The organism is Pradoshia sp. D12, from assembly GCF_008935075.1.
Lineage (GTDB): Bacteria > Bacillota > Bacilli > Bacillales > Pradoshiaceae > Pradoshia.
Genome location: NZ_CP044545.1, coordinates 103,249 through 117,772, shown reverse-complemented (window position 1 = coordinate 117,772; position 14,524 = coordinate 103,249). Strand labels below are relative to the sequence as shown.

At 40.5% G+C, this 14,524-nt stretch carries 13 protein-coding genes, 1 pseudogene and 1 other annotated feature; all 14 genes and pseudogenes read right to left on the bottom strand.

All coding sequences use genetic code 11. From position 1 onward, the window contains the following. Positions 1-146: 146 nt before the first annotated feature. Positions 147-3,743, bottom strand: a complete 3,597-nt coding sequence (rpoC, locus tag F7984_RS00605) for a DNA-directed RNA polymerase subunit beta' (RefSeq protein ID WP_066103009.1) — start codon at positions 3,741-3,743, stop codon at positions 147-149. Positions 3,744-3,782: 39 nt separating this feature from the next. Further along, a pseudogene (gene rpoB / locus F7984_RS00600) lies at positions 3,783-7,348 on the bottom strand (DNA-directed RNA polymerase subunit beta). A 249-nt stretch (positions 7,349-7,597) separates the two neighbouring features. After that, positions 7,598-8,206: a class I SAM-dependent methyltransferase gene (locus tag F7984_RS00595; protein WP_066103016.1), complete on the bottom strand. Its 609-nt coding sequence runs from the start codon at positions 8,204-8,206 to the stop codon at positions 7,598-7,600. A 128-nt stretch (positions 8,207-8,334) separates the two neighbouring features. After that, on the bottom strand, positions 8,335-8,697 hold the full coding sequence (gene rplL, locus F7984_RS00590) for a 50S ribosomal protein L7/L12 (RefSeq protein ID WP_066103019.1): 363 nt from the start codon (positions 8,695-8,697) through the stop codon (positions 8,335-8,337). A 60-nt stretch (positions 8,698-8,757) separates the two neighbouring features. Continuing rightward, positions 8,758-9,264, bottom strand: coding sequence for a 50S ribosomal protein L10 (gene rplJ, locus F7984_RS00585; RefSeq protein WP_066103022.1), 507 nt, complete (start codon positions 9,262-9,264; stop codon positions 8,758-8,760). A 30-nt stretch (positions 9,265-9,294) separates the two neighbouring features. Beyond that, positions 9,295-9,440 (bottom strand) — a sequence feature (ribosomal protein L10 leader region). A 61-nt stretch (positions 9,441-9,501) separates the two neighbouring features. Further along, positions 9,502-10,191, bottom strand: coding sequence for a 50S ribosomal protein L1 (rplA, locus tag F7984_RS00580; protein ID WP_066103025.1), 690 nt, complete (start codon positions 10,189-10,191; stop codon positions 9,502-9,504). A gap of 93 nt (positions 10,192-10,284) precedes the next feature. Continuing rightward, positions 10,285-10,710 (bottom strand): 50S ribosomal protein L11, encoded by a 426-nt coding sequence (gene rplK / locus F7984_RS00575; RefSeq protein ID WP_066103028.1) that lies wholly within the window; start codon positions 10,708-10,710, stop codon positions 10,285-10,287. 178 nt (positions 10,711-10,888) lie between these two features. Continuing rightward, positions 10,889-11,422: a transcription termination/antitermination protein NusG gene (nusG, locus tag F7984_RS00570; protein WP_066103031.1), complete on the bottom strand. Its 534-nt coding sequence runs from the start codon at positions 11,420-11,422 to the stop codon at positions 10,889-10,891. 219 nt (positions 11,423-11,641) lie between these two features. After that, entirely contained in the window at positions 11,642-11,824 is a 183-nt protein-coding gene (secE, locus tag F7984_RS00565; protein WP_066103034.1) for a preprotein translocase subunit SecE, read from the bottom strand. 43 nt (positions 11,825-11,867) lie between these two features. Then, entirely contained in the window at positions 11,868-12,020 is a 153-nt protein-coding gene (gene rpmG, locus F7984_RS00560) for a 50S ribosomal protein L33 (RefSeq protein ID WP_077248002.1), read from the bottom strand. Between the two features lie 119 nt (positions 12,021-12,139). Further along, complete coding sequence (gene sigH / locus F7984_RS00555) at positions 12,140-12,757, bottom strand: RNA polymerase sporulation sigma factor SigH (RefSeq protein WP_066103081.1); 618 nt, start codon at positions 12,755-12,757, stop codon at positions 12,140-12,142. A gap of 90 nt (positions 12,758-12,847) precedes the next feature. Beyond that, positions 12,848-13,360, bottom strand: a complete 513-nt coding sequence (locus tag F7984_RS00550) for an NYN domain-containing protein (protein ID WP_066103038.1) — start codon at positions 13,358-13,360, stop codon at positions 12,848-12,850. 2 nt (positions 13,361-13,362) lie between these two features. Then, positions 13,363-14,106, bottom strand: a complete 744-nt coding sequence (rlmB, locus tag F7984_RS00545; protein WP_066103041.1) for a 23S rRNA (guanosine(2251)-2'-O)-methyltransferase RlmB — start codon at positions 14,104-14,106, stop codon at positions 13,363-13,365. Continuing rightward, positions 14,103-14,522 (bottom strand): Mini-ribonuclease 3, encoded by a 420-nt coding sequence (locus tag F7984_RS00540; protein WP_066103044.1) that lies wholly within the window; start codon positions 14,520-14,522, stop codon positions 14,103-14,105. Before F7984_RS00540 ends, rlmB begins: the two co-directional genes overlap by 4 nt. Between the last annotated feature and the right edge of the window lie 2 nt (positions 14,523-14,524).

The following is a 14,524-nucleotide window of genomic DNA, read 5'->3' as shown; positions in this document are numbered from 1 at the left end:
TAGGAGCACCTTTGCTATAGTACCATTTATAAAACATAAATGTCAACAATCGCACGAAAAAAATTAATTTGTTACCCTTATTTACTTTATATATACAGAAGATTAGCCGGATTGATCATCCGGCTACCTCTTCTGATGTAGATTGGTTACTCAGCTGGAACCGTTTCTTCCTTTTGTTCAGTTAGAACCGGAACAGCTTTACGGTAACGATGCATACCTGTACCAGCAGGTATTAACTTACCGATAATAACGTTCTCTTTAAGTCCAAGCAATTCATCACGTTTTCCTTTAATCGCTGCATCTGTAAGGACACGAGTAGTTTCCTGGAAGGATGCGGCGGACAGGAAGGAATCCGTTTCAAGAGATGCTTTTGTAATACCAAGCAATAGCGGGCGTCCCGTAGCAGGATTTTTACCTTGAAGCAACGCCTCATGGTTTGCTTTTGTGAACTGATGAATATCCAGTAATGTTCCTGGCAATACATCGGTTTCTCCGGCATCGATAACACGAATTTTCTTAAGCATTTGACGAACCATAACCTCTACGTGTTTATCGCCAATTTCTACCCCTTGCATGCGGTATACTTTTTGCACTTCTTTTAACAGGTATTCCTGTACAGAACGTACATTTGTAACTTTAAGAAGTTCTTTTGGATCAATAGAACCTTCTGTAAGTTCCTGACCAGGAACAACTGTGTCATTTACATTCACTTTCAAGCGCGCAGAGTACGGAGCTGTATAAGAGCGGCTTTCCACTGCACCTTGAATTGTGATTTCCTGTTGTTTGTCACGGACTTCGTTAATCGCTGTAACCGTACCTTCGATTTCAGCAATAACTGCCTGCCCTTTAGGGTTACGTGCTTCAAACAACTCCTGAATACGCGGAAGACCTTGTGTAATGTCGTCTCCGGCAACCCCACCTGTATGGAAAGTACGCATTGTCAACTGTGTACCAGGTTCACCGATGGATTGAGCCGCGATGATACCGACTGCTTCACCAACTTCAACCTCTTGACCAGTTGCAAGGTTACGTCCGTAACATTTTTTACATACACCATGGCGAGTGTTACATGTAAACGCAGAGCGAATTGTCACTTCTTCAATACCAAGTTCTTCGATTTTTTGAGCAAGATCTTCAGTGAAGATTTCGTTCTCATTAATCAGAACTTCGCCTGTTTCAGGATGTTTAACTTTCTTCCTTGCATAACGTCCTACAAGACGTTCTTCAAGGCTTTCAATTGTTTCTGTACCATCTTTCAAAGCTCTTACTTCTAAGCCGCGATCTGTTCCACAGTCGTCTTCTCTAACGATAACATCCTGTGCAACATCAACCAGACGTCTTGTTAAGTAACCGGAATCGGCTGTTTTCAATGCTGTATCGGCAAGACCTTTACGCGCACCGTGAGTGGAGATGAAGTACTCCAATACTGTTAAGCCTTCACGGAAACTTGATTTGATTGGGAGCTCAATAATACGACCAGCCGGGTTGGCCATCAATCCACGCATACCCGCAAGCTGCGTAAAGTTAGATGCGTTACCACGGGCTCCGGAATCACTCATCATAAAGATTGGATTCAAGTGATGTAAGGATGCCATCAGTTTGCTTTGGATATCATCCTTCGCTTCACTCCAGATTGAGATAACACGGTCATAACGTTCTTCTTCTGTGATCAAACCACGTCTAAATTGTTTCATGACACTGTCTACTTTACCTTGAGCTTTTTCAAGAATTTCTTGTTTTTCAGGTAAAACGACGATATCTGCAACCCCTACAGTAATACCTGCACGAGTCGAATATTTAAATCCTAGATCCTTCATGCGGTCAAGCATTTTGGATGTCTCTGTTATTTTAAAACGTTTAAAGACTTCAGCAATAATGTTACCAAGAATTTTCTTCTTAAATGGTTGGATTCTCTCGCGATTCGCTAAGATTTCCTTCACATTTGCTCCCTTTTCAACAAAATATTTCTCTGGTGTTTTTTCTTCCAGATTGGATCTTGTTGGTTCGTTAATATAAGGGAAAGTTTCAGGAAGAATTTCATTGAATATCAATTTACCAACAGTAGTAAGCAATAATTGCTTATTCTGTTCTTCCGTAAACGTTTCGTTATTTAAAGAGCTAGCATGAACAGCTACACGAGTGTGTAAGTGAACATATCCGTTTTGATAGGCAAGTACTGCTTCATTAGTGTCGTTGAAGATCATACCTTCCCCAACTGCACCTGGTCTTTCCATTGTCAGATAATAGTTACCAAGAACCATATCCTGTGATGGAGTTACAACCGGTTTACCATCCTTAGGGTTAAGGATGTTTTGCGCAGCTAGCATCAATAGACGGGCTTCCGCTTGTGCTTCTGCAGATAAAGGTACGTGAACAGCCATTTGGTCACCGTCAAAGTCAGCGTTATATGCTGTACATACTAACGGGTGAAGTCGAATAGCTCTACCTTCAACTAATGTTGGTTCGAACGCCTGGATTCCTAGACGGTGAAGTGTCGGGGCACGGTTTAATAGAACCGGATGCTCCTTAATTACTTCTTCAAGCACATCCCAAATATCAGGAGAATGTCTTTCGATCTTTCTCTTAGCTGATTTGATGTTATGAGCTAATCCTTTTTCAACAAGTTCTTTCATTACGAAAGGCTTGAATAGTTCGATTGCCATTTCCTTCGGCAAACCACATTGGTACATTTTCAAGTTTGGTCCTACAACGATAACGGAACGACCAGAATAGTCAACACGCTTACCGAGTAAGTTTTGACGGAAACGACCTTGTTTACCTTTAAGCATATGAGACAAAGACTTAAGCGGACGGTTACCAGGTCCTGTTACAGGACGGCCACGTCTACCGTTATCAATCAATGCGTCAACTGCTTCCTGAAGCATACGCTTTTCATTTTGAACAATGATGCTTGGAGCACCTAAATCAAGCAGACGTTTCAAACGATTGTTACGGTTGATTACTCTGCGATACAGGTCATTCAAGTCAGATGTTGCAAAACGGCCGCCATCCAATTGAACCATTGGACGAAGCTCAGGAGGAATAACCGGAAGTACATCCAGAATCATCCAAGAAGGTTCGTTGCCTGAATGACGGAATGCTTCCAATACTTCAAGACGTTTAATCGCACGTGTACGGCGTTGTCCCTGAGCTGTTTTAAGCTCTTCTTTCAAGGATTCTACCTCTTTGTTAAGATCGATATCCTGAAGAAGCTTTTTAATGGATTCTGCACCCATCCCAGCTTGGAACTTGTTGCCGTATTTATCACGGTATGCACGGTATTCTTTTTCAGATAGAAGCTGCTTTCTCTCTAAAGCAGTATCTCCTGCTTCTGTAACAACGTAAGAAGCAAAATAAATTACTTCTTCCAAGGCACGCGGAGACATGTCAAGCAAAAGACCCATACGGCTTGGAATTCCTTTAAAGTACCAAATATGAGAAACCGGAGCAGCCAATTCAATATGGCCCATACGCTCACGTCTCACTTTAGCTCTAGTTACTTCAACACCACAACGGTCACAAACTACACCTTTGTAGCGTACTCTTTTATATTTACCGCAGTGGCATTCCCAGTCCTTTGTAGGACCGAAAATGCGCTCACAGAACAACCCATCTTTTTCAGGTTTAAGTGTACGGTAGTTTATAGTTTCTGGCTTTTTCACTTCTCCGAAAGACCAAGAGCGAATCTTATCCGGTGAAGCAAGGCCTATTTTCATATATTCAAAATTGTTTACATCCAACAAGGGGCCTACCTCCCTTTCCGTATCCCAATATCACTAAGGTTACTCGATTGTACCAACTGTTTCTGATTCGGGACTTTTCACATCAGGATCTATGGTTAATGTATCTGCTTGGTGAATATCGTCATCATCTTCCAGATCACGCATTTCAATTTCTTTATCATCACCAGAAAGAATCTTAACATCCATACCTAAACTTTGAAGTTCCTTGATTAAAACCTTGAAAGATTCCGGAACGCCCGGTTCAGGTACATTGTCACCTTTTACAATTGCTTCATAAGTTTTCACACGACCAACAACATCATCAGATTTAACTGTAAGGATTTCTTGAAGTGTGTATGCAGCACCATATGCTTCAAGTGCCCATACCTCCATCTCACCAAAACGCTGACCACCGAATTGAGCTTTACCACCCAATGGTTGTTGCGTAACAAGTGAGTAAGGTCCTGTTGAACGGGCATGAAGTTTATCATCAACCATGTGTGCCAGTTTGATCATATACATGACACCAACGGAAACACGGTTATCAAATGGTTCTCCAGTTCTGCCGTCATAAAGAATTGTTTTCGCATCGCGAGACATACCAGCCTCTTCGATTGTATCCCAAACATCTTCTTCACGCGCACCGTCAAATACAGGAGAGTTGCCACATGGATTCCAAGCTGTCTTGCAGCCATACCTAAGTGCAATTCCAATACCTGACCGATATTCATACGTGATGGTACCCCTAATGGGTTCAACATGATATCGACAGGTGTTCCATCCGGAAGGAAAGGCATATCTTCTTCAGGTAAAATTCGGGAGATAACCCCTTTGTTACCGTGACGACCGGCCATTTTATCTCCTTCATGGATCTTACGTTTCTGAACGATGTATACACGTACCAACTGGTTCACACCTGGTGGCAGTTCATCACCGTCTTCACGTGTAAAGACTTTAACATCATGGACAATTCCTCCACCGCCATGCGGTACACGGAGAGATGTGTCACGAACTTCACGAGCCTTCTCACCAAAGATTGCATGTAACAATCTTTCTTCTGCAGTCAGCTCCGTAACCCCTTTAGGAGTTACCTTACCAACTAGAAGGTCACCGTCTTTAACTTCGGCACCGATGCGAATGATTCCACGGTCATCCAAGTTGCGCAGAGCATCTTCCCCAACGTTTGGAATGTCACGTGTAATTTCTTCCGGTCCAAGTTTAGTATCACGAGCTTCAGATTCATATTCTTCGATATGAATAGAAGTATATACATCGTCTTTAACAAGACGTTCACTCATAATGATGGCATCCTCATAGTTATAACCATCCCATGTCATGAAGGCAACAAGTACGTTTTGGCCTAATGCCAATTCGCCAAGCTCCATGGACGGACCATCTGCAAGAATTTCTCCTTTAACAACACGGTCACCCGATTTAACGATCGGACGTTGGTTATAACATGTTCCTTGGTTAGAACGGATGAATTTAAGGGTACGGTATTTATCAAGATTACCTTTTACCTCTTCACCATCTACTTCACTAACACGTCTTACCCAGATTTCTCTGGCTTCCACGTGTTCTACGATTCCATCGTGCTTACAAATTACAGCAGCACCGGAATCTTTACCGGATACATATTCCATACCTGTACCAACAATTGGAGCCTGCGGACGAATAAGCGGAACCGCTTGACGTTGCATGTTCGCTCCCATAAGGGCACGGTTGGAGTCATCGTTTTCAAGGAACGGGATACAAGCTGTTGCAGCTGATACAACCTGTTTAGGTGATACGTCCATATAGTCAACGCGATCACGTTTAACAACTGTATTTTCACCACGGAAACGAGCTACAACTTCCTCGTTCATAAATCCACCATCTTCAGTTAGCGGGGCATTTGCCTGTGCCACTACATAAAGATCCTCTTCATCAGCAGTCAAGTAATCCATTCGATCAGTTACTTTGCCTGTCGCAGGGTCTACCCTTCTATATGGCGTTTCAATGAAACCGTATGGGTTTACTTTTGCGAATGTAGATAGTGAGTTAATCAAACCAATGTTTGGTCCCTCAGGTGTTTCAATTGGGCACATACGTCCATAGTGGGAATAGTGAACGTCACGAACTTCCATTCCGGCACGTTCCCTTGTTAAACCACCAGGTCCAAGTGCAGACAATCTCCGTTTATGTGTCAATTCAGCAAGTGGATTTGTTTGATCCATAAACTGAGACAACTGGGAGCTTCCAAAGAATTCTTTAATAGAAGCTATAACCGGGCGAATGTTAATAAGCTGCTGCGGTGTAATTGTGTTTGTATCCTGGATGGACATTCTCTCACGAACCACACGCTCCATACGGGATAAACCAATTCTGAATTGGTTTTGCAATAGCTCACCAACTGAACGCAGACGTCGGTTACCTAAATGATCGATATCATCTGTGTCGCCAACACCATGCAGTAAGTTAAAGAAGTAACTGATAGTAGATACAATATCAGCAGGTGTAATGTTTTTAACTTTCTTTTCTACATAAGCATTGCCGATAACATTAATTACTTTTTCACCTTCAGCATCGCTCGGTGCATAGATTTTTACATTTTGAACCAGTACATCTTCTTCCACGACTCCCCCAACAGGGTTGTACGTTTTGAAGCCAATCCCATTTTCTAAGTAAGGGATGATTTTATCGAGAGTACGGCGATCCAACAAAGTATCTTTTTCAACTAAGATTTCTCCTGTTTCAGGGTCCACCAAAGTTTCAGCTACTTTTTGGTTGAAAAGACGATTTTTTATATGAAGTTTCTTGTTAATTTTATAGCGTCCTACATTTGCCAAATCATATCTCTTCGGATCAAAGAAACGTGATACAAGCAAACTTTTCGCATTTTCGACCGTAGGTGGTTCACCTGGGCGAAGACGCTCATAGATTTCAAGCAAAGCTTTTTCTGTACTTTCAGTATTATCTTTTTCCAATGTGTTACGGATGTACTCGTTATCACCGATTAGATCGATGATTTCTTGATCAGAGCCGAATCCAAGAGCACGCAAAAGAACCGTTACCGGCAACTTCCTTGTACGATCGATTCTTACGTAAACTACATCTTTCGCGTCAGTTTCATATTCCAACCATGCTCCGCGGTTTGGAATTACGGTAGCTGTGAATCCACGCTTTCCGTTTTTATCAACCTTCCCGCTGTAGTATACACTCGGGGATCGTACTAATTGGGATACGATAACACGTTCGGCACCGTTTATAACAAACGTTCCCGTTTCCGTCATGAGAGGGAAATCACCCATAAAGACATCTTGGTCTTTAACTTCTCCCGTCTCTTTGTTTACAAGTCTTACTTTAACCCGTAATGGGGCGGAGTAGGTTACATCCCGCTCCTTAGATTCTTCCACAGGATATTTCGGGTCTCCGAGGCTATAATCGATAAACTCAAGAGACAGATTTCCTGTAAAATCCTCGATAGGGGAAATGTCCTGGAACATTTCTCTTAAGCCCTCATCAAGAAACCATTGATAGGAAGAGGTTTGAATTTCAATTAAATTCGGTAATTCGAGCACTTCGCTAATGCGCGCATAGCTCCGGCGTTGGCGATGTCGTCCATACTGAACAAGTTGACCTGTCAACTGATTCACCCCTCAAATAAAGCGTTTATGATAGAATTTATATTCCAACAGCACTATACAAGCTGATAGAACAAAAAAGAAAAAGGGTTTCAATCTGAAAACCTCAATTTCAAAAACGCATAGTATTGGTTTATTTTTTCCATATTTTCCAGAACATATACACATTTATTTATTTCTTTACCAAAATGTGCAGGGTGTCCCAAATTATATATATGCATTTTTTAATATTAACATAGGCATATTGTCAAGTCAAACTTTTTTAGACTTCAAAATATAGTACCCTTTTTTCTTTATAATGACCTCCACGTTTCCAAAAACATCTTCCATTTTAGCCATTGCGGATGGAGCTCCCTGTTTCTTTTGAATGACAATCCACAACTCGCCGCCATCCTGTAAAACACTCTTACTTCTTTCAAGTATTTCATGAACTACTTTTTTTCCGGCTCTGATGGGCGGATTCGAAACAACCGCTGCAAACTCAGTTTCCGTAACATTTTGATAAACAGAACTCTCATAAATCTTAACATTTTTGATCTCATTGATTCGAGCATTTTCCCCTGACAAATGGAGAGCTCTTTCATTCACATCTACCATATGAATTGTTCTGTCAGAAAAAGAATCAGCCAAAGATAAACCTATCGGGCCATATCCACAGCCGACATCAATGATTGGCTGTTTGCCGGAAGCCTCAGGTTCCACGAAGGCCTCGATTAACAATCTTGAACCAAAATCAACCTCACGTTTAGAAAAAACACCAGCATCTGTTTTAAAACGAAATGTCTTCCCTCTTAAAGTATAGCTCCATTCATCAGGATTACTATCAACCTGAGGATTGCGGGAATAATAATGATCTGACAACCCAGATCCCTCCTGACCAATTGCATTTCGGATCGTTTTAACGAAAACCTAAATTCCAACTTTTATTTCTAAAGTCAGAAAAAGCCCGCTGTATTTGCAGCGAGCCTTTTCATATGATGTGTGTAAAATTACTTAACTTCTACACCAGCGCCAACTTCTTCAAGTTTAGCTTTGATTTCTTCAGCTTCGTCTTTAGAAACGCCTTCTTTGATAGCTTTAGGAGTGTTATCAACAACTTCTTTAGCTTCTTTAAGACCAAGGCCAGTGATTTCACGTACTACTTTGATAACTTTGATTTTTTGATCTCCAGCGCTAGCTAGAACAACATCAAATTCAGTTTTTTCAGCTGCAGCTTCTCCGCCAGCAGCACCAACCATAGCTACAGGAGCAGCTGCAGTTACGCCAAATTCTTCTTCAATTGCTTTTACAAGATCGTTAAGTTCTAAAACAGTCATATTTTTAACTGCTTCAATGATTTGTTCTTTAGTCATTATAAGTTCCTCCTTAGTTTTTAATAAATCGTTGTATACGTATTTCTAATCAAGAAGCAATTAAGCTCCTTGTTCTTCTTTTTGTTCTGCCACTGCTTTTGTAGCAAGCGCCAAGTTGCGGATAGGTGCTTGAAGCACGCTGAGCAACATAGAAAGCAAACCTTCGCGAGATGGAAGTTCTGCAAGAGCTTTAACTTCTTCAACAGTTGCAACGTTTCCTTCGATTACACCTGCTTTAATTTCTAGAGCTTCGTGTTTTTTAGCGAAGTCGTTCAAGATTTTAGCCGGAGCTACAACGTCCTCAGTACTGAATGCAATCGCATTTGGTCCAGTAAGAGCTTCGTTAAGGTCAGAAAGTTCAACTTGATCAGCAGCACGGCGAGTCATGGAGTTTTTGTAAACTTTGAACTCGATGCCAGCTTCACGTAATTGTTTACGAAGTTCTGTAACTTCAGCAACGTTTAAACCACGGTAGTCAACAACAACTGTGGATACACTGTCTTTCAGTTTACCAGCGATTTCATCAACAATTTGTTTCTTTGCATTAACATTATTCGCATTGCTCATATTAACACCTCCTGTAGAATGTTACCATTCACACCCGTAAAAAAACCTCCATATCATGACAGACATGGAGGTACGATGATAGTCCGAACAAAATAGTTCTATTATGATCGAATACCTCGGCAGGAAATTAAGCTTTAACCAGCACCTGCTGTCTATGGCATAAATGTTAAATTTATTTATAACAACATTTGTAATTATATTAAATAACTACCCTGTTGTCAAATTTTATTTTTTAGCTTAGAAAGAAGATGGATCTACCTTGATTCCAGGTCCCATAGTTGTAGTCACAGCTACATTCTTCATGTAAGTTCCTTTAGCTGCTGCTGGCTTCGCTTTTTGAAGAGTTTCAAAAATTGTAGTGAAGTTTTCAACTAGCTTGCTATCTTCGAAGGAAACTTTTCCGATAGGTACATGAATGTTACCTGCTTTATCAACACGGTATTCTACTTTACCAGCTTTAATTTCATTGATTGCTTTTTCAACATCAAATGTAACAGTTCCTGTTTTAGGGTTTGGCATTAAACCTTTAGGTCCTAATACACGACCTAATTTACCAACTTCACCCATCATATCAGGTGTCGCTACGATAACATCAAAGTCAAACCAACCTTGTTGGATTTTGTTGATGTAGTCAGTATCTCCAACATAATCAGCACCTGCAGCTTCAGCTTCTTTAAGCTTTTCACCTTTAGCAAATACTAATACACGTTGTGTTTTACCAGTACCGTTTGGAAGTACAACCGCTCCACGGATTTGTTGATCAGCTTTCTTAGGATCAACTCCAAGACGGAATGCTACTTCTACAGTTGCATCAAATTTAGTGAAGCTTGTTTTCTTCGCTAATTCAATTGCTTCTGTTACGGAATAAGCTTTTGTACGATCGATAAGCTGAATAGCTTCAGCGTATTTTTTAGTTTTCTTAGCCATTATTATATCCTCCTAATATTGTGGTTTTAACGGAATTGACCTCCCACGAAAAAGGTTGCGATGTACCGTACATTCGCAACCTCCATACAACAATTAGTCTTCGATGACAATTCCCATACTGCGTGCAGTACCTTCTACCATACGCATAGCTGATTCAACACTTGCTGCATTTAAGTCAGGCATTTTGGATTCAGCGATTTCACGTACTTTGTCACGCTTAACTGTTGCCACTTTATTACGGTTTGGTTCACCAGAACCAGACTCAATTCCTGCTGCTTTCTTAAGAAGAACAGCCGCTGGAGGAGTTTTTGTAATAAAAGTGAAAGAACGGTCTTCAAATACTGTGATTTCAACAGGAATGATTAGACCTGCTTGTTCTGCTGTACGAGCATTAAACTCTTTACAGAAACCCATGATGTTAACACCCGCTTGACCCAATGCTGGACCAACCGGTGGAGCTGGATTAGCTTTAGCTGCAGGAATCTGCAATTTCACGATTTTAATTACTTTTTTAGCCACGAGACACACCTCCTTATCGTCCGTGATGTGGTAATTGGACTTTGCCCTCCCACTCAAATATACAATCATTCTTTATTTCACTCATAAAGAATTTACCATTAGTTCAGGTCTCTGTCTTGAGACATACTGACCCTAGAAATATTATCACTTTTTAATATGAAAGGCAAGTTTTTCAGGATTATAATTTTTCCACCTGGTCAAAATCCAATTCAACCGGGGTATCGCGGCCAAACATATTAACAAGAACTTTCAGTTTACCCTTAGCCTTGTCCAACTCTTCTATTGTACCAGCAAATTCAGCGAAAGGACCTTCCTTAACTTTAACTGAATCGCCAATAAACAAATCGATTTCAATTCTTTTTTCGTCCATACCCATTCTTTTCAGAATCACTGCTGCTTCTTCAGGCATTAACGCAACCGGCTTAGAACCTGATCCAGTCGAACCTACAAACCCAGTTACACCTGGTGTATTGCGGACAACATACCAAGAATCGTCTGTCATAACAATTTCCACGAGTACATATCCTGGGAATACCTTTTTCTTAACTACTTTCTTCTTACCATTTTTGAAATCAGTTTCTTCTTCTTCCGGAACAATGACACGGAAGATCTTATCTTGCATACCCATTGACTCTACACGTTTTTCTAAGTTCGCTTTAACTTTATTTTCATATCCGGAATACGTATGAACAACATACCAATTTTTCTCCATATTCTATTAGGACTAAACGTCCTTCCCTCCTTGCAAACAGTGATATTCAAATATATCTTGTCAGCTGTTATTTTTTAATTTTTGCGCAAATTTTAAATCCAGCAGATTCCTGCTAAGTATCGAATCTATTTTTTAGACAAATTAAAAAACCCGTTTCCGGGCTTTCAAGTCTTTTCTTATGCTAGTTTTCATTATACCATGTTTTGTGCTGTTTATTCACTATTTAAGAATGACACGAATAAGTTCGGATAACCCTAGATCAATAACCGCAAAAAACACTGCCATAATGATGACTGTTGATAAAACAGTTATCGTATAGGTTGTAAGCTCTTTTTTCTTAGGCCAGCTTACCTTTTTCATTTCTCGAGAAACGCCTCGGAAGAATTCTAGAATGCGTCGCATTAATTTGAAACCTCCAGCCAATACAGTTTTACAATCCAAATCATTAGATTGTTTGTTTATGAGGTGTGTGCGTATTACAAGTTTTACAAAATTTATTTAGCTCCAGTCGCACCTTTTCTTGGTTAGACTGGTTATGATTCGTTGAATAGTTCCTTGAACCGCATTTTGTACATGCGATGATAACTTTTTTATTCATAAAAATGCACCTTTATTTTAATTAACAAGTCCAATACAAATTTATCATGTAGGAAATTGTCTGTCAATAAGCGGGTTAAAGAAAGCGGGTTAAAGATATAACCCTATGAATATACTAAACTAGCGAACTTCTAGATACCGTTCCAATTTACGCTTTACTCTTTGCAATGCATTATCAATTGATTTAACATGTCTATCCAATTCCTCTGATATCTCTTGATAGGATTGTCCATCTAAATACAGAGACAGGACTTTTCGTTCCAGATCACTTAGCAGCTCGCTCATTTTAAGCTCAATATAATCAAATTCTTCTTGATTAATAATTAATTCCTCTGGATCCATAACTTTAACACCTGTTATAACATCCATCAATGTGCGATCTGACTCTTCATCATAGATAGGCTTATCCAAAGAGACATAGGAATTGAGCGGTATATGTTTCTGCCTTGTCGCAGTTTTAATAGCAGTAATAATTTGCCTGGTAATACAGAGCTCAGCAAACGCTTTAAAGGATGTAAGCTTGTCCTCCTTATAATCTCGGATGGCCTTGAATAAACCAATCATACCTTCCTGAACAATATCTTCTTTATCTGCACCTATTAAAAAATAGGTTCTCGCTTTAGCCCTTACAAAGTTTCTGTATTTGTGGATCAAAAAATCCAGGGCCCCGCTGTCCCCTTGATGAACCCGGTCGACTAACAGTTCATCTTCCATATGACCATAATCATCATCCAGCATTACCCCGATAGAAATTGCCACACCGATCCCTCCGTAAGATACCAAAGATAGCAATATTATACAGTAAGCGCTTTTATAGCGTCAATGCCCTCACAGATTTCCTCTCCTCCATTTTTCGAACATTTCCGACACTTCTCGACTCAACGGGATCCTTGATACAGGCTGTTCATCCTTTGTTTGCACGACCTTTTTTTCAATCTCTTTTTCTACATATTCCATCTCCTGCAACAGTTCACGGGCAGATTTCCGATAAGCCCCCTGCGCAAAGATGGTTCGCTGCTCCGTGTAATCTGATGTCGCAACATACACACGAGTATTTATTTTTATTAATTTAGAAGCCAGCCTTTCGATACATTCATCAGCTGTTTCATTTTCCTTTGTAAAAATAACATCAACTTTTGAATTTCTATACTTTTTCTCCATTCCCTGTACGAAGTAAGCATCAAATACAATTATAACCCGGTGTCCGGAAAAACCTTGAAATTCAGCCATCATTTCAATTAAACGGTCTCTAGCGGCAGCAAGGTCCTGATCGCGCAGCTTGCGCAAATCAGGCCATGCACCTATGATATTATAGCCATCTACCACCAGTATGGTTTCCATCTTTATCCCTCTAACGGATATCGCTTTCGATATACTTCATACATTAGCAAGCTGGCTGCCACACTTGCATTGAGAGAGGTAACATGCCCCACCATTGGCAAGTGATATAAGAAATCGCATTTTTCCTTGATTACCCGGCTGATTCCTTTCCCTTCACTACCAATTACAATCCCAAGAGGCATCGTTCCATCCATCAACCGATAATCCTGGCTTCCCTTCGCATCTGTACCAGCAATCCATACACCGCGTTCCTTTAAATCTTCTATCGTGCGTGATAAATTCGTTACGCGTGCAACCGGGATATGCTCAATTGCCCCGGTCGATGATTTAGCAACTGTAGCTGTTAACCCAACCGCTCTCCGCTTGGGAATAATGATACCATGAACACCGGATGCATCAGCTGTCCTTAAGATAGAACCCAAATTGTGCGGATCCTCCAATTCATCAAGCAACAGAATGAATGGGTCTTCCTGTCTGGATTCCGCCAGCTTAAACATGTCGTCAATTTCTGCATATTGATAGGCCGCCACCTGAGCAATAACTCCCTGGTGATTCCCCTCAATCATTTGATCCAGTTTTTTCTTTGGTGCTGTTTGTATCATAATTTTATTTTCTTTTGCAACCGCGATTACCTGCTGAATCTGCCCTTTCGTAGCTCCTTCTGCAATCCAAATCTTATGAATATCGCGTTTCGATCGCAATGCCTCTAAGACGGTATTACGTCCCATAATTAAATCATCGCTCATCTCTGCACTTCACTCCTCTCTTTAAATTGAATCGCCAACTCTATAATTTCATCAAGACGTTCCTGTTTCTTGCTCCCATATAGATAACCAATTAATGCTTCAAAAGCTGTGCTGTATCTATATGTTTGCACATCTGTATTTTTTGGGATTGTGCCTGACTTAGCATTCCTCCCTCTGCGGATAACAGCTTCTTCCTCTTCAGTTAGAAGATGCTCATTTAATAAATAATGTACGACTGCACTCTGTGATTTAGCAGATACATACTTCGTTGCTTCTTTATGAAGCCTGTTTGGTTTTACTTGTCCAATAGATAGCAGATGATGGCGAATATATACTTCATATACCGCATCTCCAATATAGGCCAGAGCCAGACTTCCCAAAGCCGTTACATCTAATTCCTTTAAGTCCTCAAGCATTC

Bases quoted from the DNA above. Each gene is read 5' to 3' on its own strand.
- rplL (WP_066103019.1), bottom strand. From the start codon at position 8,697: ATGACTAAAGAACAAATCATTGAAGCAGTTAAAAATATGACTGTTTTA.
- rplJ (WP_066103022.1), bottom strand. From the start codon at position 9,264: ATGAGCAATGCGAATAATGTTAATGCAAAGAAACAAATTGTTGATGAA.
- rplA (WP_066103025.1), bottom strand. From the start codon at position 10,191: ATGGCTAAGAAAACTAAAAAATACGCTGAAGCTATTCAGCTTATCGAT.
- nusG (WP_066103031.1), bottom strand. From the start codon at position 11,422: ATGGAGAAAAATTGGTATGTTGTTCATACGTATTCCGGATATGAAAAT.
- secE (WP_066103034.1), bottom strand. From the start codon at position 11,824: ATGCGACGCATTCTAGAATTCTTCCGAGGCGTTTCTCGAGAAATGAAA.
- rpmG (WP_077248002.1), bottom strand. From the start codon at position 12,020: ATGAATAAAAAAGTTATCATCGCATGTACAAAATGCGGTTCAAGGAAC.
- sigH (WP_066103081.1), bottom strand. From the start codon at position 12,757: ATGCTGGATGATGATTATGGTCATATGGAAGATGAACTGTTAGTCGAC.
- F7984_RS00550 (WP_066103038.1), bottom strand. From the start codon at position 13,360: ATGGAAACCATACTGGTGGTAGATGGCTATAATATCATAGGTGCATGG.
- rlmB (WP_066103041.1), bottom strand. From the start codon at position 14,106: ATGAGCGATGATTTAATTATGGGACGTAATACCGTCTTAGAGGCATTG.
- F7984_RS00540 (WP_066103044.1), bottom strand. From the start codon at position 14,522: ATGCTTGAGGACTTAAAGGAATTAGATGTAACGGCTTTGGGAAGTCTG.